Raw genomic sequence first — 23,768 nt, 5'->3', positions numbered from 1 at the left:
TAATTCATAGTATCACAGCTTATAAAAAAACTTGTGGCAACAAGATATAAGGAATGTGGGAAAGTTGTGGCAGGAAACGGAAGGAGACTGGTAGAAAAAGAAGGGTACTGAAAAGAAAGGGGTACACCTATGAAAAAAATGTGGACCACCGTACTAACTATCCTAGCCACTGCCAGTATTTTGACCGCATGTAATTCTAATTCCGAGCCACAACAACCATCAAATCCTAATCCGCCCATAACAGAACCTGCTCAAGAAAAACCTGCTGCCTTTAAAGCACCACTTACAGGCTTACCGATGAGTGAACAACTTACGAATCGTCCCGTAATGGCGATGATTAATAATCATCCAAAAGCTAGACCACAATCAGGACTTCAAGACGCCGATATGGTTATTGAGGTCTTGTCTGAGGGAGAGATCACCAGATTTTTAGCTGTTTTTCAATCCAATCAACCTAATAAAATTGGTCCAGTCCGTAGTATCCGTCCCTATTTTATTAAACTTGGCAGAGGATTTGATGCTGTGCTCTCCCATGTTGGGGGTAGTCCTGATGCCCTTCAAATTTTAGCTGGAGCTGATGATGATATTAATGAGATCAGCAACAGTTCTTATTTCTGGAGAGATAAGTCGAGAAAAGCGCCACATAACGTATATACAAGCATGGAAAATATGAATACGGCAATGCAGGACAAGCAAATGCGAATGAAATCAGAACTTCCCTATTTTCCGTTTTTGGCTGAGGACACAGTGATAACAGAAGGACAGCCAGCAGATTTAGTAAATATAGAATTGCATAAGTTGTACTCTTTGCACTATGAGTATGACCCAGATAAAAAGAAATATCTCCGCTTTACAGAAGGAAAGCCTCATAACGATCTGGAGACAGATAAGCAATTGGAAGTAACCAATTTGATGGTTATTGCTACCAAGCATCAGGTTTTGGATGCCGAGGGAAGAAGAGATGTAGACGTTACAGGACCTGGAGACGGATATTTGTTCCAACAGGGGAAAGCTAAACCAATCAAATGGGCTCGTATAAATGGAATAATTCGTGCGTATGAAGATATTGCTTTAACGCAGGAAATCCCATTATTACCAGGTAATACCTGGATTAATATAGTCCCTAATTCGCCTAGTTTTGATGCTCATTTGAAATTTCAATAGGTGCTACAACAAGCTTTTTGTGTTGCGCGTATACATATAATGCACTATCATAAATAGAGGACTTTAACACTTAAAAACTTTACAGAGGAAAAAAGGTCTCATAATGATCGCGGGGTGATCTTATATGCAATTGGAAAAATTAAAAGGTAAAGGGATCGAGCAGTTATTTGAAGCAATTTTATCCTTACAAGACATAGAAGAATGCTATAAATTTTTTGACGATCTATGCACGGTAAATGAAATGCAGTCACTGGCTCAGCGCTTGGAAGTAGCACGTATGCTTCGTAAAGGGTATACCTATAACCACATCGAGTCAGAAACTGGAGCAAGTACAGCTACTATTTCCAGAGTGAAGCGTTGCCTTAACTATGGAAATGACGGTTATACACTGGCGCTTGATCGGATTGGAAAATAAGTGGAGGTATCATTGTGATTGATTTTAGCAACTGGAGACATACTTTCAAACTGGACCCGGATAAACCGATAGAGGAAGAACAACTAGAGCGTATTTGTGAATCTGGCACGGATGCCATCATTGTAGGTGGAACGCTCGGGGTTACATACGATAATACCTTGGAACTAATGTCGAGGGTTAGAAGATATGCGGTACCATGCGTTTTGGAAGTTTCAAATCTACAGGCGATTGTACCCGGTTTTGACAGCTATTTTGTCCCTATTGTGTTGAATGCAGGCAATCCCAATGTAATCTTTGCTCCGCATGTAGCTGCGATTCAATCTTTTGGTAGTTATATCCCTTGGGAAGAGATCGTAGCGGAAGGTTATCTGGTGTGCAATCCCGATTCGTCGGTTGCTGAAGTTACTCAGGCTAAACAGATCACTTCTCCTGAGGAAGCTCGTGCATATGCACATACGGCTACCAAGCTGTGTCGTCTCCCTATCTTTTATGTGGAATATAGTGGTTCGTTTGGTGAACCAGAAATCGTTCGCGCTTGTATGCGTGCCATGGATGGAGCTCACCTTTTCTATGGTGGTGGAATAACCAGTCCATCTCAGGCAAAAGAAATGGCTGAAATTGCTGATACAGTTGTTGTAGGTAATATTATCTATGATGATAGTAATGCTGCACTTTCTACGGTAGAAGCTGTGAAGAATACGAATAAAAAATGACGAATGTCTATTGGACAAAAACATGTATAAACTCCTTGTGCAGACTGCCAAGGAGTTTTATTGCTCTCATGCTTGGTAAAAGGGAGAGGCAAGCAGGACATTTTTTCTAAAAAGAGTTAGTGGCATCATCCGCTAAGATATGCCAAAATAGGAACATATGCTTTCCTTTGATCGATAGAAAAAGGAAAGAATCCAACAGGAGTACGAAAGCAAGTGGAAAGGTGGCTTATGTAATGTCAACTCAGGATAAATTCTTTGCGGGACTAAACCCTGAACAGAAACAGGCAGCGGAAACGACGGAAGGGCCTGTACTTATTCTCGCAGGGGCAGGTAGTGGTAAAACACGTGTGCTTACGCAGCGCATCGCTTATTTGGTGGGGTACAAGCAGGTGTTTCCTTGGAGTATTCTGGCGATTACTTTTACCAACAAGGCTGCCCGTGAAATGAAGTCTCGTGTAGGGAGATTGGTGGGAAAGGATGCAGGAGCGGACGATATCTGGATATCAACTTTTCACTCCTTGTGTGTTCGTATCCTAAGAAGAGATAGTGATCGCATTAACATTAACCGTAACTTTACCATTCTGGATGCAGGTGACCAGCTTAGTGTAGTGAAGCAATGCATGAAGGAATGTAATATAGATGTGAAAAAATTTGAACCTCGCTCAATCCTGAGCGCGATCAGTGGGGCGAAAAATGAACTGATCGATCCAAAGCGTTACAGAGAACAAGCAGGCGATCCATTTCAAAGTGTTGTAGCGCAAATGTACGAATTGTACCAGAAGAAACTGAAGGGGAATCACTCTTTGGATTTTGACGATCTGATCATGACTACCATTCGTCTGTTTAAAGAGGTCCCGGAAGTACTTGAGTTTTATCAGCGCAAATTCCAATATATCCACGTGGATGAGTATCAGGATACCAACAGAGCTCAGTACATGTTAATCAGCATGCTGGCAGATCGACATAAGAATATTTGCTGTGTGGGGGATGCTGACCAGAGTATCTATAAATGGCGTGGTGCTGATATTTCCATCATTCTTAACTTTGAAAAGGAATATCCCAATGCCAAGTTGATTAAACTGGAGCAAAACTATCGCTCTACCAAAACGATTTTAGATGCGGCTAACCATGTCATTAAAAACAATCGGAATCGTAAGGAAAAAAATCTGTGGACCAATAAAAATGAGGGCGAGAAGATTTACTGTTTCCAGGCAGATTCCGAGCATGATGAAGCTTATTTTGTTGTGGATACAATCAGAGAACAACTGAAAACATATAAAAGCTACGATAAATTTGCCATCCTTTACCGGACGAATGCACAGTCCCGTGTAATGGAGGATGTGTTGGTCAAATCGACCATTCCATATACCATCGTCGGGGGGACGAAGTTCTACGATCGCAAAGAGATTAAGGACGTCCTTGCCTACCTACGTCTTATTTCTAACCCGGATGACGATATCAGCTTAGCCCGAATTATTAATGTACCTAAACGTAATATCGGTGACGCTACTGTCGAGAAAATGCAAGCATACGCGAATGGACATGGTATTTCCCTATATAAAGCTGTACAGGATGTTGCGTATATGGGATTACCGGCACGTGCCACCAATGCCATTATGGCGTTTGCTGAGATGATGAATAATATCATTCAGATGGTTGATTATCTCAGTGTTACTGAATTGGTAGAGGAAATCTTGAAGCGTTCGGGTTACAGAGAATCCTTAAAAGAGGACAAATCCTTGGAGGCAGCAGCAAGACTGGAGAACATCGAGGAGTTTCTTTCCGTAACCCAAGAGTTCGAGAAAAAGAGTGAGGATAAAACATTGCTTGCTTTCCTAACCGACCTTGCGTTGGTGGCTGACATTGACTCGCTTGGTAACGACGGAGAGCAGGAGCAGGTTCCAGATGAAGGGCAAGTTGTATTGATGACTTTGCATAGTGCCAAGGGTCTGGAGTTCCCTGTAGTTTTCCTTGTGGGTATGGAAGAAGGCGTGTTTCCACATAGCAGGTCCATATACGATGATACAGAAATGGAAGAAGAGCGTCGCCTAGCCTATGTAGGGATTACACGTGCGGAAGAGAAGCTGTATCTGACACGTGCTCGCATGCGTACCTTGTTTGGTCGTACCAACATGAATATGGCTTCACGCTTTTTTTCGGAAGTTCCAGCGGAATTGTTGGAGGGGGATGCAGGAGAGAACACATCTTCTAACGGTTGGGGTAGCACCAATGAATCAAGTAGATTTGGTTCTGGCAGAAGCAGTTTTGGTGCATCGCGTGGTGGTGCCGAGAGTGCCTTTGGACAAGGTGGTGGACGTAGCTTCGGTGCATCCAATAAATCTGGTGGTGCCTTTACAAGGTCTCCGAAACCTACGGAGTCCACAGTATCTATGCAACCAAGTGCATTCCGCTCTTTGAATCAGTCTGGTAAATTGCCAACTCATGGTGCTTCTGCCAGTGCAGATTGGAAAGTAGGCGACAAGGCTAAGCATGGAAAATGGGGTACAGGCATGGTAGTAAGCGTAAAAGGTGCAGGAGACAATACAGAATTAGACATTGCTTTTGCCAGCCCGGTCGGGATTAAGAAGCTGTTGGCAAAATTTGCACCAATTGAAAAGGCGTAGGTTATGGTAGAAAGGATGAAGGATACCGTGGATCGATTGACGGCTGAACAAAAAATTATTGAATTATCGAAACTGATCGAGGAGCATAATCGTCATTATCATCTAGAAGATAATCCTCAGATTACGGATCAGGAATATGACCAATTGATGCGGGAACTTCAAGATCTAGAGGACCATTTTCCAGACCTGGTTGCACCTGATTCCCCTACGCAACGAGTGGGCAGTACACCACTCTCTGCATTTGAAAAAGTTGAACACAAAACACCGATGTTAAGTCTCGGAAATGCTTTTAACGAAAGTGATCTACGTGATTTTGATCGTAGAGTACGCCAAGGGCTAGGGAACCAACCTGTCAAATATGTATGTGAGTTAAAAATTGATGGATTAGCTGTTTCTTTACGCTACGAAAATGGCTATTTCATAACGGGAGCTACACGAGGAGATGGAACGACAGGTGAGGATATTACACAAAACCTGCGGACAATAAGGTCCGTTCCATTACGCTTGAAGGAACCTCTTACGTTGGAAGTACGCGGAGAAGCTTACATGGGAAAAACAGCATTTGAACAGCTAAATAAAGAGCGGGCAGAAAAAGAGGAAGCATTATTTGCGAACCCTCGTAACTCGGCAGCAGGTTCCTTACGTCAGCTCGATCCTAAAATTGCTGCTTCTCGCAAACTTTCTACCTTTATCTATGGAATAGGTGAAATAGAAGGCAAGCGAATCGACTCACATAGTGAAGGCTTAACATATTTGGAGGAGCTCGGTTTCTGTGTGAACGAGGAGCGTCGTGCTTTTGACAGCATTGATGACGTGATTTCATTTGTAAACAACTGGACGACAAAACGACCAGAGCTGAAATATGAAATCGATGGAATTGTCATTAAGGTAGATAGTTATGCCCATCAACAGGAACTAGGTTTTACCGCAAAAAGTCCACGCTGGGCGATCGCATATAAATTCCCTGCTGAAGAAGGGATTACGGTTCTTACTGATATCGAAGTTTCCTTGGGACGAACAGGGGTTGTTACGCCGACAGCTATTTTAAAGCCAGTCATTCTGGCTGGAACAGAAGTGAAACGGGCATCCCTTCACAATGAAGATATCATTACGCAAAAAGGACTTATGCTAGGAGATCATGTTATTGTAAGAAAAGCGGGAGATATTATCCCAGAAATCGTAGGTGTATTAAAAGAGCGTCGTACAGGCGAAGAGCGCCCGTTCCAAATGCCTACGCATTGTCCTGAATGCGGCAGTGAACTGGTTCGCCTTCCAGATGAAGTGGCGCTTCGTTGTATTAATCCAGAATGTCCGGCTGTCATCCGCGAAGGAATGTCGCATTTTGTGTCCCGTCAGGCGATGAATATTGACGGATTGGGAGAGAAAGTGGTAGCACAACTGTTTGCTAACGGACTGATTACAAGCGTTGCTGACCTTTATTATCTGCATGACAAACAGGATCAGTTGCTTCAGATGGAACGTATGGGACAAAAGTCAGTGGATAACCTGTTGCAAGCCATTGAGGCAAGCAAGGCTAATTCCGTAGAGCGCTTACTGTTTGGTCTGGGTATCCGTCTGGTTGGAGCAAAAGCTGCGAAGGTGCTCGCTGAACATTTTGGAAGCATGGATCAAATTATGCAGGCTACCACAGAAGAATTGGTTACAATCGATGAGATTGGACCTAAAATGGCTGAAAGCATTCGTACCTACTTCTCAATGCCACAAGTGCATGAATTGATTGATAAGTTGAAAGCTGCAGGCGTAACGATGGAGTATAAAGGAATGCGTGTGCAGGCTGGTGATGATCTGCCATTTTCAGGTAAGACCGTTGTACTCACAGGTACTCTTTCCAAAATGTCTCGTCAGGAAGCTGAAGAAAAAATTGCCCTCCTTGGCGGAAAGATAACAGGAAGTGTAAGTAAGAAGACAGATTTGGTCATAGCTGGTGAAAAAGCTGGGTCAAAGCTGGAAAAGGCTGAAAAATTAGGAATAACTATACTGGATGAAGAGGCGTTTATCGCGTTATTATCTTAGTAGAGAGGTAAAAGCAGATTGGATGGTGCCAAATCTGTTACCTTGGTAGCAAGTAAATGAGGTGTGAAAAGAATGAAGATCTTCACGCTTACAAAAATAGGCTTAACAGTGGGAGTATTACTCTTAGTAAGCAGTTGCAGCACTAGCCCTACAAAACAAGAGTCAATAGAGGCTGCCACTAATCAAAAAGAACAACAACAGAAGGGCAAACAAGAGGTAAAACTGGCACAGATTACGGGAGAATTAACTTATCAGGATGTGCTGGAAAAAGGGGGCAATGTTAATGCCATTGCCCTAACACCTGGCAATCAACATATGTGGCTCTCAACTCACGCAGGAGTATTTGCCTCTGCCAACCAGGGGTTGTGGGGAGTTGTTTCTCCAGATCTGGAAAATAGCATTGTAAAAACACTCTGGTTTGACCCGAAGAGTACTGATACTATCTATGCAGGAGGTTTAGGCCTTTGCAAGGTATCAAGAGATGGAGGGAAAACCTGGAGTGATATTACGAATGGTTTATCCAAAGGCTTTGAGATGCAGTCTCTAATAGGTGCCGAGATCAAGGGGAAAACCCTTCTGTATGGACTGGTGAATAAAGAAGGTGTCTACATGTCTGAAGATGGTGGTCTCAACTGGACAATGGAGCTTCCTTTACCAGCAACAGAAGGCTATGATATGGACTACTCACTTGAGGACATGTCTTTATATGTACTTACACAGGATGAGCTTCTAATGGCTAAACAAGATGATGTAGAATGGCAGAGCATTCCGGTTGGAACAGACTCCCATGTTTACTCCATTGCTTCCGATAAAGAGAATGATCAATTATACGCTGCAACAGATATTGCGATCCTAGAAAAAAACGGAAGAGAATGGGAAGTATTTTCAGATGAGCTACCAGAAAAGTTTATTCATATTTCCTATGGTTCAAAAGAGTATCCACTGATTGCAATGGGAGAATCTGCTCAGATCTATGTGTACAGTAAGAATTCATGGAAGAAGTGGGAGTAGAAATAAGTAAGGAGTTAGAAATGATACCTAACAAAATGAAACTGGGACAGCTTCTCGCAGTTGTTCTTTCCTGTTCGTTGCTTTTGTCAGCATGCTCATGGCTACCGAGTGGTGAAAAGGAGAAGGGAAACCCGGTCGCTCCTGAAATTTCGTCCATCCTAGATGTTGATGAAAATTATTTCGGAGGGCCTATTCCTTATCTACAAAACAATACGCGTGGTATGCTGAATTCTGGAAGATATATTATGGATTTCAGTCATCTGGAATTCGGTATGATGGAAATTGCCCAGGAAACGTTCTCTCCTGATGATTATCTTTTCCAGGAAGGTCAGAGAATTTCACGAGAACAGGTTACAAACTGGCTAGCGTGGGAAAAGAAAAATCCGGAGGGGCTAAATCCGGATAAGACGAACAAGTTACTAGTGAATGTATTGGAACATAATTATTTGCATAAAAAAGACCAGTCATTAGCCGGTATGGTTATAGGTCTCTCGTTATCACCGGTCCAACAGGATGCATCTGGTGAGAAACGCTTGACGGTTGATGAGCTTCGCGCAAAGGGTCAGCAGTTAGCAGCGAAAATCGTTGCTAAAGTAAAAGCTGATAATCCTCAAGTGCCAATTGTAGTAGCTCTGTATCAGGTTCCAGAGCCTAACTCTACTATGGTCCCCGGTAACTTTATTATGACGGGAACAGTGAATGCGAATGAGAGCAGTGTATCCAAGTGGCAGCCGATAAGTGAGGGATTTTTTCTGTTCCCAAGCGATAAGGCGTATAAGAAGGACCCGCAGATATCGCTCCAATTTGACAAGATTATTGAGCAAGCACAAGCTGTATTCGGAGAGTATATTGGAATGACAGGTACGGGTCGTTTTAATAATGGCGAACTGACGGAACTGACCATTACAGCAACCGCAGAGTATGATTCCAGGACCGCTGTTATTCAGTTTACCCAACTAATGGCAAAAGCGCTTGAAGATCAATTCTCGGAAAAGGTTCATATTAACTTTTATGTTCAGTCGATTCAGCGTCCACTAGCAATCTATGTGCGTCCTTCCGACGGTGGAAAGCCTTATATACACGTTTACCGCAACTGATCGTAGTTGTTGTACAGTGTACAGAATTGCATAGGTGTTTTGAACACAGGTTGAACATATTTGTTTAACCTGTGTTTTTTTGTGGTTTTCAATGTATAAAAGTTTTTTTAATGACTACTGCAGTGGTTCTTCTGCCAAGGACTTCAGGTGGTTAACAAACTAGAAACAAAACCAAAAGCATGAAAAAACCAGCTTCTCTTTTCATACGGAGCGTCTTGGTGAAGCCCAACTCAGCGGAGCATTATTCATCGGGAATAAGAAGCGAAACGAGAGCAACTTACAGTGAATACATCGTTTTGAGCTTCCCCGATGAATAGTGCGGAGCGGACAGTCCAACCCCCAGTGGGGCGAAGAATTTTAGCGAGGGGTGAAAAGAGAAGCTGGTTTTCACCACTGAAGTAGGATACTATCTCCATTTTTCTATTTCCTTGATTCTCTGGTACATAACTTGCATAAAAGTATGTATAGGCAAATTAAGTTAGGTGAAAAATAGAGGAGGCGAATAACGTGCAAGTAGAATTCAAAAATGAACCATTCGTAAATTTTAATGTGCCAGAAAATAAAGAAGATTTCCAGAGAGCCCTGGATAAAGTTGAAAGTCAATTAGGGGAAGAATACGCACTAATCATTGGTGGAGAGCATATTACAACTGAGAAAAAAAGTAAATCATATAATCCGTCTCAAAAAGATGAATGTATCGGGATTGTATCACAAGCTGATCAAGAGTTAGCGGAAAAGGCAATTCAGGTCGCTGCTGAAACCTTTGAAACATGGAAGCATGTCGCACCGCAAGCTCGTTCCCGTTATTTATACAAAGCTGCCGCTCTAATGCGCAGAAGCAAGCATGAATTCTCTGCATGGTTAGTAAAAGAATCAGGTAAAAGCTGGGCTGAGGCAGACGCAGATACAGCCGAAGCAATTGACTTTATGGAATATTACGGCAGACAGATGGATCAGTTAGGTCAACGACAGCCTTTAACTCGTATCCCAACAGAGGATAATGAATTGACGTATGTACCTCTAGGTGTGGGAATTGTAATTCCGCCGTGGAACTTCCCACTTGCTATTATGGCAGGGATGACGACAGCAGCATTGGTAGCAGGAAATACAGTTGTGTTAAAACCAGCTTCTACAACGCCGGTTATTGCTGCTAAGTTCATGGAAATGTTAGAAGAAGCCGGGGTTCCTGCCGGGGTTGTTAACTTCGTACCAGGAAGTGGCGCAGAAATTGGAGACTATCTGGTTGAGCATCCGCTTACTAGATTCATCTCTTTCACAGGTTCCCGCGATGTAGGACTTCGCATCAATGAACTAGCTGCTAAACCACGCAAAGGTCAAAAATGGATGAAGCGCCTCATTGCTGAAATGGGTGGCAAGGATTCCATTGTGGTAGATAAGGATGCTGATCTTGATCTGGCAGCTTCTGCGATTACAGCTTCAGCATTCGGATTCTCCGGACAAAAATGCTCTGCTTGCTCCCGTGCTATTGTTCATCAGGAAGTATATGATGAAGTACTTGCTAAAGTAGTGGAGCAAACAAAGAAATTAACTGTGGGTAACATTGCGAAAAATGAGTTCTATACAGGACCAGTTATTGATGAGAAAGCTTACAATAAAGTAATGGAATATATTGAGATCGGAAAAGAAGAAGGTAAATTGGTTGCAGGTGGTGTGAAAGGTCCTGAAGAAGGATATTTCATCATGCCTACCGTTTTTGCTGATGTAAAAGAAGATGCACGTCTGATGCAGGAAGAAATTTTTGGTCCAGTTGTTGCCTTCTGTAAAGCTGACGATTTTGATCATGCGCTCACGATTGCGAACAACACCGAGTATGGTTTGACTGGTTCCGTATTCAGCCGTAACCGCGCTCACCTGGAAAAGGCGCGTGAAGAGTTCCACGTAGGTAATTTGTATTTTAATCGTAAGTGTACAGGTGCATTGGTAGGGGTTCATCCTTTTGGTGGATTTAATATGTCTGGTACAGATTCAAAAGCAGGTGGACCAGATTATTTGCTACTGTTCACACAAGCTAAATTAGTTTCAGAGTTGCTGTAATTTAGGTTTTGTTTACTGCCCCCTGTAAGTAGCTCAGGGGGCTTTGTTTATAGTGGGTATGCAGAAGAAGCATATTTTTTGGCTGTAAACTCGTTAAGGTCCCGCAAGGGAGCAGTGGCTGACCTAATAATACGAAGGATGAGATGCTACGCAGTATTTTATGGGTTGCACTTTTTATTCCGCACGTTTTGTTATGTAGCTAGGTTGGACCTTAAAGGTTTTTGCCAAAAAATATGCTTCTTCTGCTAATGGTTGTATGGAAAAACCAAAACCAAAACCCCAAAAATATAACTCTATTCCATCCCTAATACTAGACAATAGAAACTCTAAAGTAAGCCTACTACTTAACTTCCTAAAATTATTGGGTGAAAAAAGGATGACCAAAATATCTTTGATCATCCTTTACAATCATTAACTGATCCAGGTACTGACAGCATTGACAACCTGCCATGAACCTTCTTTGTTTACTACAACGACTTTTAAGCCAATAGCTCCGTCACCAGATCTATATTTAGAGCCGTCCACAATCATTTTATTCCCGTGTATTTCTGTATTCTCAACTCGTAATAATAAACCATCCAATGAACCTGTCTCTGGATCATATAATCCTTTCGTTTTTAGCTGTTCAAGTGTTGCTTCCATAACTTCCACATTAAATTTTTCAAAATGCTTTAGAATTTGTTCTTTATCCCCCTGATCAAGGTCAACAAAATTGCTCATATCAATTGCGATATATTCAATTCCGTCATTTAGGCCTTCATCAATAGGCATGTAGGCATCTAAAGCAAGGCTATATAGTTCGCCCATATCTGTTGTAGGTGTGGTAGTGGAACATGCGGTAGTTACCATGAGGCAAAATAAAGCTGAGATACATAGAAGCAGATATTTTATTCTCATTGACATTCCCCCTGTACTTCATCAGACGAAATAATTTTCTAACTGTTTCAAGGGAGAGAAGAGTAGAGAAAAGAATCAAAAACCAAAGCATCCAACCAAAAAAGAACAGGTTGAATGCCTACGAAAGAAAACTTACTAGTTATGAAATATATTGATCATACAGATAGAAGAACGAATCGATCTTCCCATATTTAAGATTGATCTTGGCAAGAAGAGCATACCCCTTCAACAGATAGCGCTGTGATTTATATTCATTGAAATAATGTAGCGCCTCTTCCAAATGAGAGAGTGCCTCCGCACCTTTTCCCATCTCGCATAGAATTGAAGCATACACCAGTTTCGCTTCTGCATATGCATGTTCATTCATGGATTGTCCGAGAAGCTCCTGACATAGTTCACTTGCTTCTCCATAGCGTTGCAAACCTTTCAATATGCTGGCGAGCTCAATCTTGTATTCAATCATTTTGCTACCTTCAAAATGTGGCTGTAAGGAGAGTGCACGAGTAATATACTCATGGGCAAGCTGATATTGCTTTTGCTCGGTATAAATAACAGCTAGATTGTGATAAATATTTGCTTCAAGAGATGGTGAGGGATGGATTTTGACAATCTCCAACGCCTTTTCATAATAGTGATGGGAAGCCTGATAATTTTTCAGGATTTGCTGACAAACCCCTAGTTGTTGATAGATGGACTCCATCCGATAGATAGCCCGTAAGCTTTTGCACAAATATTCAGCCTGCTTTAACTGCTCAATTGCCGAGTGAATCTCGCCCATACTAATATGCATGGTTCCCACAGCGTGTAGGAGAGTGATATGCAACAGACCGTTAATTTGATAACGATTGGTTAGTTGCAAGGCTTCCAGTAAGTGAGGGAGAGCCTGATCCGCCTTTTTTGCTTTGCAATAATGAAATCCGAGCGAAGTCAAAAGGCGTACCTGCCACTCATATTTATCTAGCTCATGGGCAATTGCAATACTTTTAAGAAAAAGTGACTCAGCAATATCAAAATGATTTTTATTTTCAGACAAAATAGCTTTTGCCCATAGATAGATACAAGTTTGCTCTTGAGACATTTCAGCGCCTTCTAATTTGACAAACCATTTATTGGCTAGATCCCATTCCTGTGTATCAATACTAGCTACTAAGTGACGAAAGTTATTCTCTATTTCTATTTTAGTAAAAGCTGGCCTCACTGATGGGATAAAGAGTTGGTTAAGGTCGGCCTTTAGTTTTTGCGCCAATTCTTCCAGGATCTCTGGAGAAGGAATAACATCGCCTTTTTCAATCTGGCTAATATAACTACGATTACATATACCTTCAGCCAGTTCACCTTGTGTCATATTCAGCTTCTTTCGATATTCCCGAATACCCTTTCCGATTTGGTTGCTCACGTACTTCACCTTTTTCTTTTATTTTCTTTTTCTATCATTATACAATCATTTTTCACTATTTTTACATTTTTGTACACAACTTAGCCACATTTTTTATTTACAAGTATTTCGAACCGTTATATTTATTGTTTTTTTATAATAAAGATGTTACAAAATAAAGGACAATGAGAAGCATTTTAAAATATTTTGAATAGTCCTATGAAAAAACTCCTGCAATTGTACGATAAAAGAAAGGAAGGGGAAATATTTTGTGACTTTATTCCTGTTTTTCAATAATGGATGTGGGTGAAAATATTCATTTTAATTAAAATGAAAAATGCGTAAGTTCAGAAAGGAGAGGGACTCGTGCAACAATTTTTGGGGAAGTCATTCACTCAAGCTTATGAATTAGTACGTCAAACTCTTACGAACAAAGAAGGCTTCATGATTTTTATTTTATGGAATCATTTGTGGTTGTCCATAGCTTTTGCGTGGTATGAGGGAATATCTCTCTGGCAACTTACTTCCGTAGGACTTATCGCAACATTAATTGTTTCGCCTCTTTATTTTATGAGCAAGAAGAATAAGTGGCTTCGTTATCTGGTAGCCCTTGGCTTAGTCTATTACTCTCTCTCATTCAACTACTTTATACCTCATCCTGAAATGGCGATCCTGCCTATTGTTGTCTTGGCTCTATTATCAGCATATTTAGATTATAAATTAGTGATTTTTGCAAGCGCTTTACTTATTGCAAGCATTGTTGCTGGATATGTGACTAGCTTTTTCTACGTGTTTGAAGGAAGTCATACGTTAGTAAACGTGGGTTTTGAATTGTTGGGTGTTATCATGACAACAATTGTGGCTATCTATCTCTGTCTTTCAGGAAAAGCATCGCTACAACACGCAGAGGAAGCAAGGATTGAGTCAGAAAAAAAGGAAGCGAAAATCACGGAGCTTTTACAGCATGTCTCCTCCATGATTGATACGCTTGATACTACCTCTACACAAGTTACGAATAATGCAGATGTAACCAAGCAAAATACCGATGAAATGATGCTTGCATTTAAAGAAGTAGCAACTGGAATGGAACAGCAAGCCCAATCAACGGTTAAAGTTGAAGAAGATATGCAATCTATCAACCATGAAATTAAAAAAGTAAACTCCCAAGCGAATGACATGAAGGAAGAGGCGCTTCAAAATAACAAGCGTCTGACAACAGGCATTGTAATGATGGACGAGCTAACAAATCAGATGAATCATATTGTAGATACCGTTAAGCTGGCTTCAACAACCATTCACCGACTTAATCAACAAACCGGACAGGTAGAAGCTATTGTAGGTACGATCAACCAAATTGCTACACAAACAAATTTACTAGCTCTAAATGCAGCGATTGAATCAGCACGGGCTGGTGAACACGGTCGAGGTTTCGGTGTTGTAGCAGACGAAGTGCGTAAACTGGCGGAGCAGAGTGCAGAAGCAACCCAGGAGATTGCCAAGATTCTTGATGGTCTGCATCAGGAAACACAAACGGCAGTTCTTCACATGAAAGAAGGGGAAGTCTCTGTTAATACAGGTCAAGAACTGGCAAATAAGACGGTTACATCCATGGAAACGGTTCGGACTGGCATGAATGTTCTGATGAATGCAGTGGAAGCAGTTCAGATGAGCATGGATCAAGTTAAGAACCGTTCCAGTGAGGTAACGGATGAAGTAACCAATATTACTTCTATTACGGAAGAGTCTGTAGCAAGCCTAGAAGAATTGTTTGCCGCAGCTGAGACCCAGCGAGAGAAAGTAAGTGGCATTGCGGTCGAAATTCATCAATTGAATGAGCTTTCGCAATCTTTACGCCAATCCTTACGGTAAATTAAGGAAATAAAACTCTCTATCTCATTTGCCGAGAACTATTTGTCATGATAAAGTAGGCAATGTATACCAAGAGTAGGAGAGGTTGTATGAGGAGTAAACGAGTGCTTCATGGACTGATCAGTAAGATGCCGCAAAACGTAATGTCACGGCAGATGGGCAAAGTTACTAGTTCCCGTATTAGTCGATTAGCCATTGAAACGTATATCAAGCATTATAAAATTGATGTATCGGAAATTGAAAAACCGGTGAAAGAGTATGGTTCACTTAAGGAGTTTTTTACGCGCCGCCTCAAACCGGGAAAAAGACCCGTTGATCAAGCACAAGAAGCCATCGTTAGTCCGGTTGACGGTACAGTCTCCCAATTAGGAAAAATCCAACAGGGTACGTTAATTCAGGCAAAAGGAAAAACATATACGGTTAGCGAGCTTCTTGCAGATGATCAGCAGATGGCAGAAAAGTATTTTGGTGGTTCCTTTATCACTATCTATTTAAGCCCTCGCGATTATCATCGGATTCATATGCCTGTAGCGGGTACGTTATACAGATACTCTTATTCTCCAGGAAAGCTTTACCCAGTTAATTCGATGGGCGTGGAGAATGTTGACAGCTTATTTGCCCGCAATGAACGCCTCATTACGTATGTTGATAACGAGATATGCGGAGATGTAGCAGTCGTTAAGGTAGGAGCATTATTCGTAGGTAGTGTCAAAGTAAACTATAATACTACAACAACCAACGTTAAGCGGGGAAAACTAATCAGCGAAGATATCAGCCAACCGCCTGTGTATGAAAAAGGCGCTGAGATAGGCTGGTTCGAATTTGGTTCTACTGTTATCCTCTTGTTTGAAAAAGAAGTCACGTGGGTACCTGAGCTTCAGATTGGAAGTACGTTACGTATGGGGCAAAGGATTGGAACGACAATTAACAATGAATAATGAAAAATTAAGATAGGACCTCTTTGCCGTATTCTGAAAATATCGGCGAAGGGGTTTTCCTTTTGCGGACGAATATGTTGTACATAATGAAAAGAGCAGAAGAGATGGAAAAAGGGACGGTGTTGAGATGGGAAAACAATATATAGTGGCCCTTGATCAGGGAACAACAAGTTGCCGAGCCATCTTGTTTGATCATAAGGGGAAAGTAGTACAGATTGCTCAGCGTGAGTTTCAACAATTTTATCCGAAACCAGGCTGGGTTGAACATGATGCGAATGAAATCTGGAAAACACAACTGGCCGTCATGCAAGAGGCGATAGGTCATGTTCAGCCAGAAAGCATTGCAGCGATTGGCATAACCAACCAGCGTGAAACGACTGTATTATGGGACAAAAATACGGGTGAGCCCGTCCATCCTGCTATCGTATGGCAATGCAGAAGAACAAGCGAGCTGTGTGAAGAGTGGAAAGACGGGAAGACAGAACAAATGATCAAGGCAAAGACAGGGCTTGTACTGGACCCGTATTTTTCAGGAACAAAAATAAAATGGATACTGGATCAATATCCCGAGATTCGCAAACAGGCTGAGGAAGGAACCATCCTTTTCGGTACAATTGATAGCTGGTTAATCTGGAAGCTAACAGAGGGAGGGGTTCATGTAACAGACCCAAGCAATGCATCGCGTACCCTTTTGTATAACATCTATGAACAGAAGTGGGATGAACAGTTGCTTACTCTGATGGGCATTCCACGCCAAATGCTACCTGATGTGCGTAGCTCCAGCGAAATATATGGGTATACCAATTATGGTAGCGACGAAAAAGCATATACAATTCCGATTGCAGGAGTGGCGGGAGATCAGCAAGCCGCACTCTTTGGACAAAACTGTCTGGAAAAGGGTATGGCAAAAAACACTTACGGGACAGGTTGCTTTTTATTGCTTCATACAGGAGAGAAAGCGATTACATCGGATAAGGGATTATTAACTACCATTGCGTGGAAGATAGGAGACAAGGTGGAATACGCCTTGGAAGGCAGTGTTTTTATTGCTGGGGCGGCTGTGCAATGGTTGCGAGATGGAGTCGGAATTATTAAAAATGCGAGTGAAATAGAAGAGTTGGCAAATAGTGTGGAGGATACGGAAGGCGTTCATTTTGTACCGGCATTCACCGGATTAGGCGCACCGTATTGGAACGTAGAGGCACGAGGAATGATTTGTGGATTGACCAGAGGAACTACCAAAGCGCATCTGGCTCGAGCTGCACTGGAGGCGATTGCTTTTCAGAGCAAGGATGTACTGGAGTGTATGGTCGAAGAGGCGGGTATCACTATTAAGGAGTTACGAGTGGACGGAGGCGCCTCCCGTAACAATTTGCTGATGCAATTTCAATCAGATATACTTGATGTAAGTGTGATACGTCCTGTCAATCAGGAAACTACAGCATTGGGAGCCGCTTTTTTAGCAGGTTTAGCCGTAGGATTCTGGCGTGACACGGACGAGATTGCTTCGTTCTGGGAAAAGGATCGAATTTTTTATCCGAACATGGAGTGGGCAGTACGTGAGGAAAAATACGCTGCGTGGAAGCACGCAGTTGCGTACCAAATGAATCTACATCAATGATGGAGTGTAAGGGAGACAGGACAACATGCAAATTAACTGGCATGACATCAAAGATCTGGAGTCGCCGTTATTACAAGGGGCACTCACTTTATATGAACATACTTTTCCAGAGGAATTACGGGAACCTAACGAAATTATGTTGCGAGGAGTAACAGATAAAGCGACTGCTGCGCCGAATGCTTTTCATTTGGTAGTAGGAACGGACGAACAGGGTAAAGTAGTAGCTGCCAGTACCGCACATTATTTCGCGAAAAGTAAAATGGGATTCATCGTGTACATGATGGTAGACCCAACCTACCAAAGCAGCGGGATTGGTGGGAAATTGCTTGGTGAATTAGAAAGACTTTTTCTTGAAGATGCTTCTAAGCATGGGGAAGGGCTAACTGGTTTCGTCTTGGAAACGGAAAGATTAGAAGATGCTCATGACGAGGAAGAAAAGGTATTAACTGAAAAAAGAATGCGTTTCTTTAAGCGTCACGGGCTTGTTTTTGTTGAGAACTTTCCTTACAAACAACCTCCACTATGGGCAACCAGTCCTGAGGTACCTCTTCATTTAATGGTGAAGTGGACAGGAGAGCATAAAGAGTACGTTCAGAACGATTGGTTGGAGGTAACTCAAACCATTTATTTGGAAAAATATAGAAATATTAATCGTATCGATTCAGCAATTTTATCCTCTATGGAGTTAGAACTAGCTGAAAGTGTAACGGATTAACAACAGATAAAGCTTATAACAACAACGCTTTGCCAATTATGAACAAATTTCCAAAATAAATTAAGATAATTTTAAGATTGATGTAAGATTGGTGAAAGAGTTGCTGTGTATCATGGAACATGTAAGGTAGATGCCGCTCATGAATGAATCATGTGAAGAAAGACGAAGGCATCACCCCCAACTTTTAAAGAAGTGGTGTATAAACATGGGTTTAGCGATACGTAATGAAACCATTCATCCGAGTGAAGAATTAAATACAACCAAATACTTTGAGCACAGGGAATTCGTAGAATTGTATGATGAGTATTTTGATCGAGTTAACAGATATTTGCGCTGTCGCGTACATAATGTCTGGGATGCCGACGATTTGACTACCGTAGTTTTTCTAAAAGCATTAGAAAAATTTGAGCAATATAGTCGTACCAGTCCATTTGCAGGTTGGATTTTCAGTATTGCTCATCATGCGTTCATTGATTTTTGCCGTAAGAAAAAAGAACTGCCGATGGACCATACGGAGTTCTTCGAGCAGAGTGTAGATCCTACATGGGACCCTGAAGACCATGCGTTAACGAATGAACAAACCAGTATTCTCTTGAAAAAAATGGAGAATCTTACACGTGATCAGCGTGATGTAATTACGCTTCGCTACTTCGGAGACCTTCGAATTGCACAGGTAGCTGTCATTCTTGGGAAAACAGAAGCGAGTGTTAAAACCATCTCCCACCGTGGGTTAAAGGAATTACGAAAACAATACACGGCATAAAGCAACGTGATAAAAGGAGGGCTCATGGAGAGTCCTTCTTCTTGTTATTTTTGAGAGGAATTCCCATTTTAAGAGGTTTACTTTTCTCTTTTTACTTGATTTTATGGTACAATTAATCGAAAAAGATGGGTTCGTTCATCCAAGTGCACGCACATTAATGAAAGTGCCTCTCTTACATAAATATGAAAAAGAAAGTGGAGGGACTATCTTGTCAGAAATCGCGATTGTAACGGATAGCACCTGTTATATACCTGAAGAAGACATCGTAAAGTATGGAATAACGGTAGTACCTCTTCAAGTGGTATATGGCAACGAGGCATTCCGTGAAGGTACAGAGATAACCGAGGAAGATTTCTATCAAAAGCTGAAGACAACTGATCAATTGCCGACAACGTCACAACCTCCAATTGGTGAATATGTAGAAGCATTTGAAAAACTGGCGAAAGACTATAAGCGAATTATTGCTATTCATATGTCGAGCGGAATCAGCGGAACCTATCAAGGGGCTGTAGCAGCAGCCAGTATGGTAGATATTCCCGTTGATGTGATTGATTCAGAAATTACTACATATGCCATGGGCGCTGTAGTTACGGATGCGGCCAAGATGGCACAGGAAGGTAAATCACGTGAGGAAATACTAGCTCGCGTTGAGTACATAAGAAGTACGATGAAAACGTACTTTATGGTAGAAGATCTTGATTTCTTATATCGGGGCGGACGCTTGAATGCTGCACAGCTAATGCTGGGTAATATGCTAAAAATCAAACCAATCCTGACATTTGAAAACAAGAAAATTGTACCTTTTCAAAAGGTACGAACTCGTAATAAAGCGAAAAGTGGCATATTAGATCTGTTTGATGAGGACGCGAAGACAGGCAAGCCTCTACAAGTATCCATTATTCAATCCAAAGTAATGGAAGAAGCAGAAGAATGGCGCCAGTATATCTTAGATAAATATCCGCATACAGAAGTGAAAATTGGTAACTTTGGCCCGGTTATCGCTGTGCATGTAGGTCCTGGTACGCTTGGATTATCTTGGTATTATAAATAATAAAACATGTAAGCCGTATTGCAGGAACTGCATACGGCTTTTATTCATCGTATGTCTTTAACACTTTAATGAAATAACGAAAATGAGTGTTGATAAATTGACGAGCAACCGATTTTTCAAGTAATATCAAACGTATGTGAGTATGATATCGTAACAACATAGTACGGAGGTGGATAAGATGAATAAAATTTCGAAGCAGGAAGTGGAACACGTAGCGAAGTTAGCACGCTTACACCTGACTGAAGAAGAAGCAGAACGCTATACGCGTGATCTGAACGATATTTTGAAGTTTGCTGCCCAGCTGGATGAAGTGGATACTTCAAATGTAAAACCAACAAGTCACGCATTTGACGTACGTAATGTAATGCGTGAAGATGTGAATCGCCCATCTGTATCGAATGAAGAGGCACTAAAAAATGCTCCTGACCAAGAAGAGGGTCAGTTTAAAGTACCAGCCGTATTTGAATAATGAAAGAAAGGGGGAGACAAAGGTGTCCCTGTTTGATAAACGCTTGTCAGAATTACATGATGATCTGAAGAAAAAAGAGTTGTCAGTAACTGATCTGACTGTGGCTTCTCTAGCACGTATTCGTGAAGTGGACAAGAAGGTACAAGCTACACTGTTGGTCGATGAGGAAGCTGCGATGGAACAGGCCAAGGCATTGGATGAACGCCTGGCAAAAGGAACAGAGGAGCTGGGATTACTGTTTGGATTACCAGCAGGTCTGAAGGACAATATGGTAACCAAAGGCTTGAAAACAACATGTGCAAGCAAACTGTTGTCCAATTACGATCCAATTTATGATGGAACGGTTAGCCAAAAGCTAAAAGAAGCTGACGCTCTTGTTTTCGCTAAATTAAATATGGATGAATTTGCGATGGGTGGTTCCAATGAGAACTCCAGCTTTTATCCTACACGCAATCCTTGGAACTTGGACTACGTACCAGGTGGTTCTAGTGGTGGATCTGCTGCAGCAATGGCAGCACGCGAATTCTACTTTACATTAGGTAGCGATACGGGTGGTTCTATCCGTCAGCCCGCAGCTTTTTGTGGTGTAGTAGGGTTAAAACCAACGTATGGTCGTGTTTCCCGTTTTGGTTTGGTTGCGTATGCCTCCTCTCTTGATCAGATCGGACCTATTACTAAAAACGTAGAAGATGCTGCTTATGTATTACAAGCGATCTCTGGTCATGATGGAATGGATTCTACTTCAGCTGATGTGGAAGTTCCAGATTTTCTATCTGCACTGACTGGTGATGTAAAAGGCTTGCGTATTGCTGTACCTAAAGAATTAATTGGCGAAGGAATTTCCACAGAAGTTCGCGATGCTGTACTGGCTGCTCTTAAACAACTGGAAAGCATGGGAGCAACGTGGAGTGAAGTCTCCATGCCACATACAAAATATGCGGTTCCTGCATATTATCTACTCGCATCATCTGAAGCGTCTTCCAACCTGGCTCGTTTTGATGGTGTTCGCTACGGAGTGCGTGCAGATAATGCGGAGAACCTGCTTGATTTGTATATGGAGTCTCGCAGCCAAGGCTTCGGACCTGAAGTAAAACGTCGTATCATGCTGGGAACTTATGCACTCTCCTCCGGTTATTACGATGCTTTCTATAAAAAAGCACAACAGATGCGTACCCTAATCATTCAGGATTTCCAAGAGATATATGAGAACTTTGATGTGATCTTGCATCCTACAACACCAAGTACAGCATTTAAAATCGGTGAAAAAATCGATGATCCGATTCAAATGTTCGTAGAGGATATTTGTACGGTTACCGTTAACCTGGCTGGTTTGCCAGCGATCTCTGTCCCATGTGGATTTTCCAAAGAGGGGCTACCTATTGGTATGCAGCTGGTGGGGAAAGCATTTGACGAAGGAACGATCCTGCGCGTAGCACACGCCTACGAACAAGCGGTTAACCTGAGTCCGAAGAAACCAGAACTGGGTAAGGGGGAAGCGTAATGAGCCAGCAATTTGAAACCGTCATTGGTTTGGAAGTTCATGCCGAGCTTTCGACCAACAGTAAGATTTTTTGCGGTTGCAAAACAGAATTCGGCGCACCGCCAAATACACATGTATGCCCAATCTGCCTTGGTCACCCTGGAGTTTTACCTGTACTAAATAAACAGGCACTGGAATTTGCCATGAAAGCGTCTATGGCACTTAACTGTGAAATTAACCGTGAGACCAAGTTCGACCGCAAAAACTATTTCTATCCCGATCTGCCAAAGGCCTATCAAATCTCTCAATTTGACAAGCCTGTCGGAATTAACGGCTACATCGATATTGAAGTAGATGGCAAAACCAAACGTATTCGTATTAACCGTCTACATCTAGAAGAGGATGCAGGTAAGTTAACGCACTGCGAATATGGCAGTGGTACAAAAATGGATTACAACCGTGTAGGTGTACCATTGGTTGAGATCGTTACAGAGCCGGATATCAGCTCTCCAGAAGAGGCAAAAGCTTATCTAGAAAAACTAAAAGCGATCATTCAATATACAGAAGTATCCGATGTAAAAATGGAGCAAGGCTCCCTTCGTTGCGATGCGAACGTATCCATTCGACCTGTTGGACAAAAGGAACTGGGAACCAAAACTGAGTTGAAAAACATGAACTCGTTCCGCAACGTACAAGTAGCGTTGGAGTATGAAATTAAGCGTCAGGAAGAATTAGTTAGCTCAGGTGGCGCAGTAAAACAAGTAACACTTCGATGGGATGACGCTAACAAGAAAACGATCGTGATGCGTTCTAAAGAAGAAGCGCATGATTATCGTTACTTCCCAGACCCAGACCTGGTTGACATCACCATTACAGAAGAGTGGATTGAGCGCGTGAAGGCTACTATTCCAGAGTTGCCAGACGCACGTAAGATCCGCTATGTAGAAGAGTTCGGATTGCCAGAAACAGATGCTGGGGTTATTACGATGACTCGTGAGTCCGCTGATTTCTTTGATGCCGCAGTAAAAACTGGTGCAGATCCAAAAACAGTGGCTAACTTCCTGATGGTTGATCTATTCGGATATCTGAATGCCAATAACCTGGAGATGTCAGATGTAAAAATGACTCCTCAAGGACTTGGTGAGATGATCAAGCTGATTGAAAAAGGGACGATTTCTATCAAGATCGCTAAAACCGTCTTTAAGGAAATGCTGGAGACAGGCAAAGACCCTGCTACAATCGTAGAGGAAAAAGGTCTGGTACAAATCAGCGATGAAGGCGAATTGAAGCGCATTGTGGAAGAAATCATTGCCGCTAACAATCAGTCTGTTGAGGATTATAAAGCAGGTAAGAAACAATCAATCGGCTTCCTGGTTGGTCAAGTAATGAAGCAGACCAAAGGAAAAGCAAATCCTGGGGTTGTGAACAAGCTATTGGTTGAGGCGCTAGAATCGTTGTAAGGTTAAACACAAACAAA

At 42.0% G+C, this 23,768-nt stretch carries 19 protein-coding genes; 17 read left to right on the top strand and 2 right to left on the bottom strand.

All coding sequences use genetic code 11. The annotated features are described in order from the left end of the window. Positions 1-129 precede the first annotated feature (129 nt). The 8 genes from LM917_RS11160 to pruA all read left to right on the top strand — a co-directional run bounded on the left by LM917_RS11160 (position 130) and on the right by pruA (position 11,113). Positions 130-1,164, top strand: coding sequence for a DUF3048 domain-containing protein (locus LM917_RS11160; protein WP_232697586.1), 1,035 nt, complete (start codon positions 130-132; stop codon positions 1,162-1,164). A 124-nt stretch (positions 1,165-1,288) separates the two neighbouring features. Next, positions 1,289-1,579 (top strand): YerC/YecD family TrpR-related protein, encoded by a 291-nt coding sequence (locus tag LM917_RS11155; RefSeq protein ID WP_232697585.1) that lies wholly within the window; start codon positions 1,289-1,291, stop codon positions 1,577-1,579. Positions 1,580-1,593: 14 nt separating this feature from the next. Next, positions 1,594-2,292, top strand: a complete 699-nt coding sequence (gene pcrB, locus LM917_RS11150; protein WP_232697584.1) for a heptaprenylglyceryl phosphate synthase — start codon at positions 1,594-1,596, stop codon at positions 2,290-2,292. A 233-nt stretch (positions 2,293-2,525) separates the two neighbouring features. Next, positions 2,526-4,916 carry a DNA helicase PcrA gene (gene pcrA, locus LM917_RS11145; protein WP_232697583.1) on the top strand — a complete coding sequence of 797 codons (2,391 nt, stop codon included), beginning with the start codon at positions 2,526-2,528 and terminating at the stop codon, positions 4,914-4,916. A 27-nt stretch (positions 4,917-4,943) separates the two neighbouring features. Continuing rightward, a complete protein-coding gene (gene ligA, locus LM917_RS11140; RefSeq protein ID WP_232697582.1) occupies positions 4,944-6,950 on the top strand; it encodes an NAD-dependent DNA ligase LigA in 2,007 nt (668 codons plus the stop codon). Between the two features lie 72 nt (positions 6,951-7,022). Beyond that, positions 7,023-7,961, top strand: coding sequence for a WD40/YVTN/BNR-like repeat-containing protein (locus tag LM917_RS11135; protein ID WP_232697581.1), 939 nt, complete (start codon positions 7,023-7,025; stop codon positions 7,959-7,961). Positions 7,962-7,981: 20 nt separating this feature from the next. Next, complete coding sequence (locus LM917_RS11130) at positions 7,982-9,058, top strand: CamS family sex pheromone protein (RefSeq protein ID WP_232697580.1); 1,077 nt, start codon at positions 7,982-7,984, stop codon at positions 9,056-9,058. Positions 9,059-9,565: 507 nt separating this feature from the next. After that, on the top strand, positions 9,566-11,113 hold the full coding sequence (pruA, locus tag LM917_RS11125) for an L-glutamate gamma-semialdehyde dehydrogenase (RefSeq protein ID WP_232697579.1): 1,548 nt from the start codon (positions 9,566-9,568) through the stop codon (positions 11,111-11,113). Between the two features lie 411 nt (positions 11,114-11,524). Here the strand turns inward: pruA and LM917_RS11120 are convergent, their stop codons facing one another. Next, positions 11,525-12,010 (bottom strand): peptide ABC transporter substrate-binding protein, encoded by a 486-nt coding sequence (locus tag LM917_RS11120; RefSeq protein WP_232697578.1) that lies wholly within the window; start codon positions 12,008-12,010, stop codon positions 11,525-11,527. 139 nt (positions 12,011-12,149) lie between these two features. Beyond that, entirely contained in the window at positions 12,150-13,406 is a 1,257-nt protein-coding gene (locus LM917_RS24630; RefSeq protein WP_232697577.1) for a tetratricopeptide repeat protein, read from the bottom strand. Between the two features lie 345 nt (positions 13,407-13,751). On the opposite strand from LM917_RS24630, the gene LM917_RS11110 reads away from it, so the two are divergent. From LM917_RS11110 to gatB, 9 genes are all read left to right on the top strand, one after another. Further along, positions 13,752-15,254 (top strand): methyl-accepting chemotaxis protein, encoded by a 1,503-nt coding sequence (locus tag LM917_RS11110; RefSeq protein WP_444876691.1) that lies wholly within the window; start codon positions 13,752-13,754, stop codon positions 15,252-15,254. A gap of 89 nt (positions 15,255-15,343) precedes the next feature. After that, positions 15,344-16,192, top strand: a complete 849-nt coding sequence (asd, locus tag LM917_RS11105) for an archaetidylserine decarboxylase (protein ID WP_232697576.1) — start codon at positions 15,344-15,346, stop codon at positions 16,190-16,192. 127 nt (positions 16,193-16,319) lie between these two features. Continuing rightward, positions 16,320-17,813 (top strand): glycerol kinase GlpK, encoded by a 1,494-nt coding sequence (gene glpK / locus LM917_RS11100; RefSeq protein ID WP_232697575.1) that lies wholly within the window; start codon positions 16,320-16,322, stop codon positions 17,811-17,813. Positions 17,814-17,838: 25 nt separating this feature from the next. After that, entirely contained in the window at positions 17,839-18,528 is a 690-nt protein-coding gene (locus tag LM917_RS11095) for a GNAT family N-acetyltransferase (protein WP_232697574.1), read from the top strand. A 205-nt stretch (positions 18,529-18,733) separates the two neighbouring features. Continuing rightward, positions 18,734-19,291: an RNA polymerase sigma factor gene (locus LM917_RS11090; protein ID WP_232697573.1), complete on the top strand. Its 558-nt coding sequence runs from the start codon at positions 18,734-18,736 to the stop codon at positions 19,289-19,291. A gap of 208 nt (positions 19,292-19,499) precedes the next feature. Then, complete coding sequence (gene fakB / locus LM917_RS11085; protein ID WP_232697572.1) at positions 19,500-20,342, top strand: DegV family protein; 843 nt, start codon at positions 19,500-19,502, stop codon at positions 20,340-20,342. Positions 20,343-20,520: 178 nt separating this feature from the next. Further along, entirely contained in the window at positions 20,521-20,811 is a 291-nt protein-coding gene (gatC, locus tag LM917_RS11080) for an Asp-tRNA(Asn)/Glu-tRNA(Gln) amidotransferase subunit GatC (RefSeq protein WP_232697571.1), read from the top strand. 22 nt (positions 20,812-20,833) lie between these two features. After that, positions 20,834-22,312 (top strand): Asp-tRNA(Asn)/Glu-tRNA(Gln) amidotransferase subunit GatA, encoded by a 1,479-nt coding sequence (gene gatA / locus LM917_RS11075; protein WP_232697570.1) that lies wholly within the window; start codon positions 20,834-20,836, stop codon positions 22,310-22,312. Continuing rightward, on the top strand, positions 22,312-23,751 hold the full coding sequence (gene gatB, locus LM917_RS11070; RefSeq protein WP_232697569.1) for an Asp-tRNA(Asn)/Glu-tRNA(Gln) amidotransferase subunit GatB: 1,440 nt from the start codon (positions 22,312-22,314) through the stop codon (positions 23,749-23,751). Before gatA ends, gatB begins: the two co-directional genes overlap by 1 nt. The last annotated feature ends 17 nt before the right edge of the window (positions 23,752-23,768 follow it).

This window comes from Brevibacillus daliensis, assembly GCF_021245735.1.
Lineage (GTDB): Bacteria > Bacillota > Bacilli > Brevibacillales > Brevibacillaceae > Brevibacillus_B > Brevibacillus_B daliensis.
This window is presented reverse-complemented; position numbering and strand designations above follow the sequence as displayed.

What these genes read in the sequence shown, in the direction of transcription:
- asd (WP_232697576.1), top strand. Translation starts at nt 15,344, where the DNA reads ATGAGGAGTAAACGAGTGCTTCATGGACTGATCAGTAAGATGCCGCAA.
- gatB (WP_232697569.1), top strand. Translation starts at nt 22,312, where the DNA reads ATGAGCCAGCAATTTGAAACCGTCATTGGTTTGGAAGTTCATGCCGAG.
- glpK (WP_232697575.1), top strand. Translation starts at nt 16,320, where the DNA reads ATGGGAAAACAATATATAGTGGCCCTTGATCAGGGAACAACAAGTTGC.
- LM917_RS11130 (WP_232697580.1), top strand. Translation starts at nt 7,982, where the DNA reads ATGATACCTAACAAAATGAAACTGGGACAGCTTCTCGCAGTTGTTCTT.
- LM917_RS11095 (WP_232697574.1), top strand. Translation starts at nt 17,839, where the DNA reads ATGCAAATTAACTGGCATGACATCAAAGATCTGGAGTCGCCGTTATTA.
- LM917_RS11155 (WP_232697585.1), top strand. Translation starts at nt 1,289, where the DNA reads ATGCAATTGGAAAAATTAAAAGGTAAAGGGATCGAGCAGTTATTTGAA.
- LM917_RS11090 (WP_232697573.1), top strand. Translation starts at nt 18,734, where the DNA reads ATGGGTTTAGCGATACGTAATGAAACCATTCATCCGAGTGAAGAATTA.
- pcrA (WP_232697583.1), top strand. Translation starts at nt 2,526, where the DNA reads ATGTCAACTCAGGATAAATTCTTTGCGGGACTAAACCCTGAACAGAAA.
- gatC (WP_232697571.1), top strand. Translation starts at nt 20,521, where the DNA reads ATGAATAAAATTTCGAAGCAGGAAGTGGAACACGTAGCGAAGTTAGCA.
- LM917_RS11160 (WP_232697586.1), top strand. Translation starts at nt 130, where the DNA reads ATGAAAAAAATGTGGACCACCGTACTAACTATCCTAGCCACTGCCAGT.
- LM917_RS11135 (WP_232697581.1), top strand. Translation starts at nt 7,023, where the DNA reads ATGAAGATCTTCACGCTTACAAAAATAGGCTTAACAGTGGGAGTATTA.
- LM917_RS11120 (WP_232697578.1), bottom strand. Translation starts at nt 12,010, where the DNA reads ATGAGAATAAAATATCTGCTTCTATGTATCTCAGCTTTATTTTGCCTC.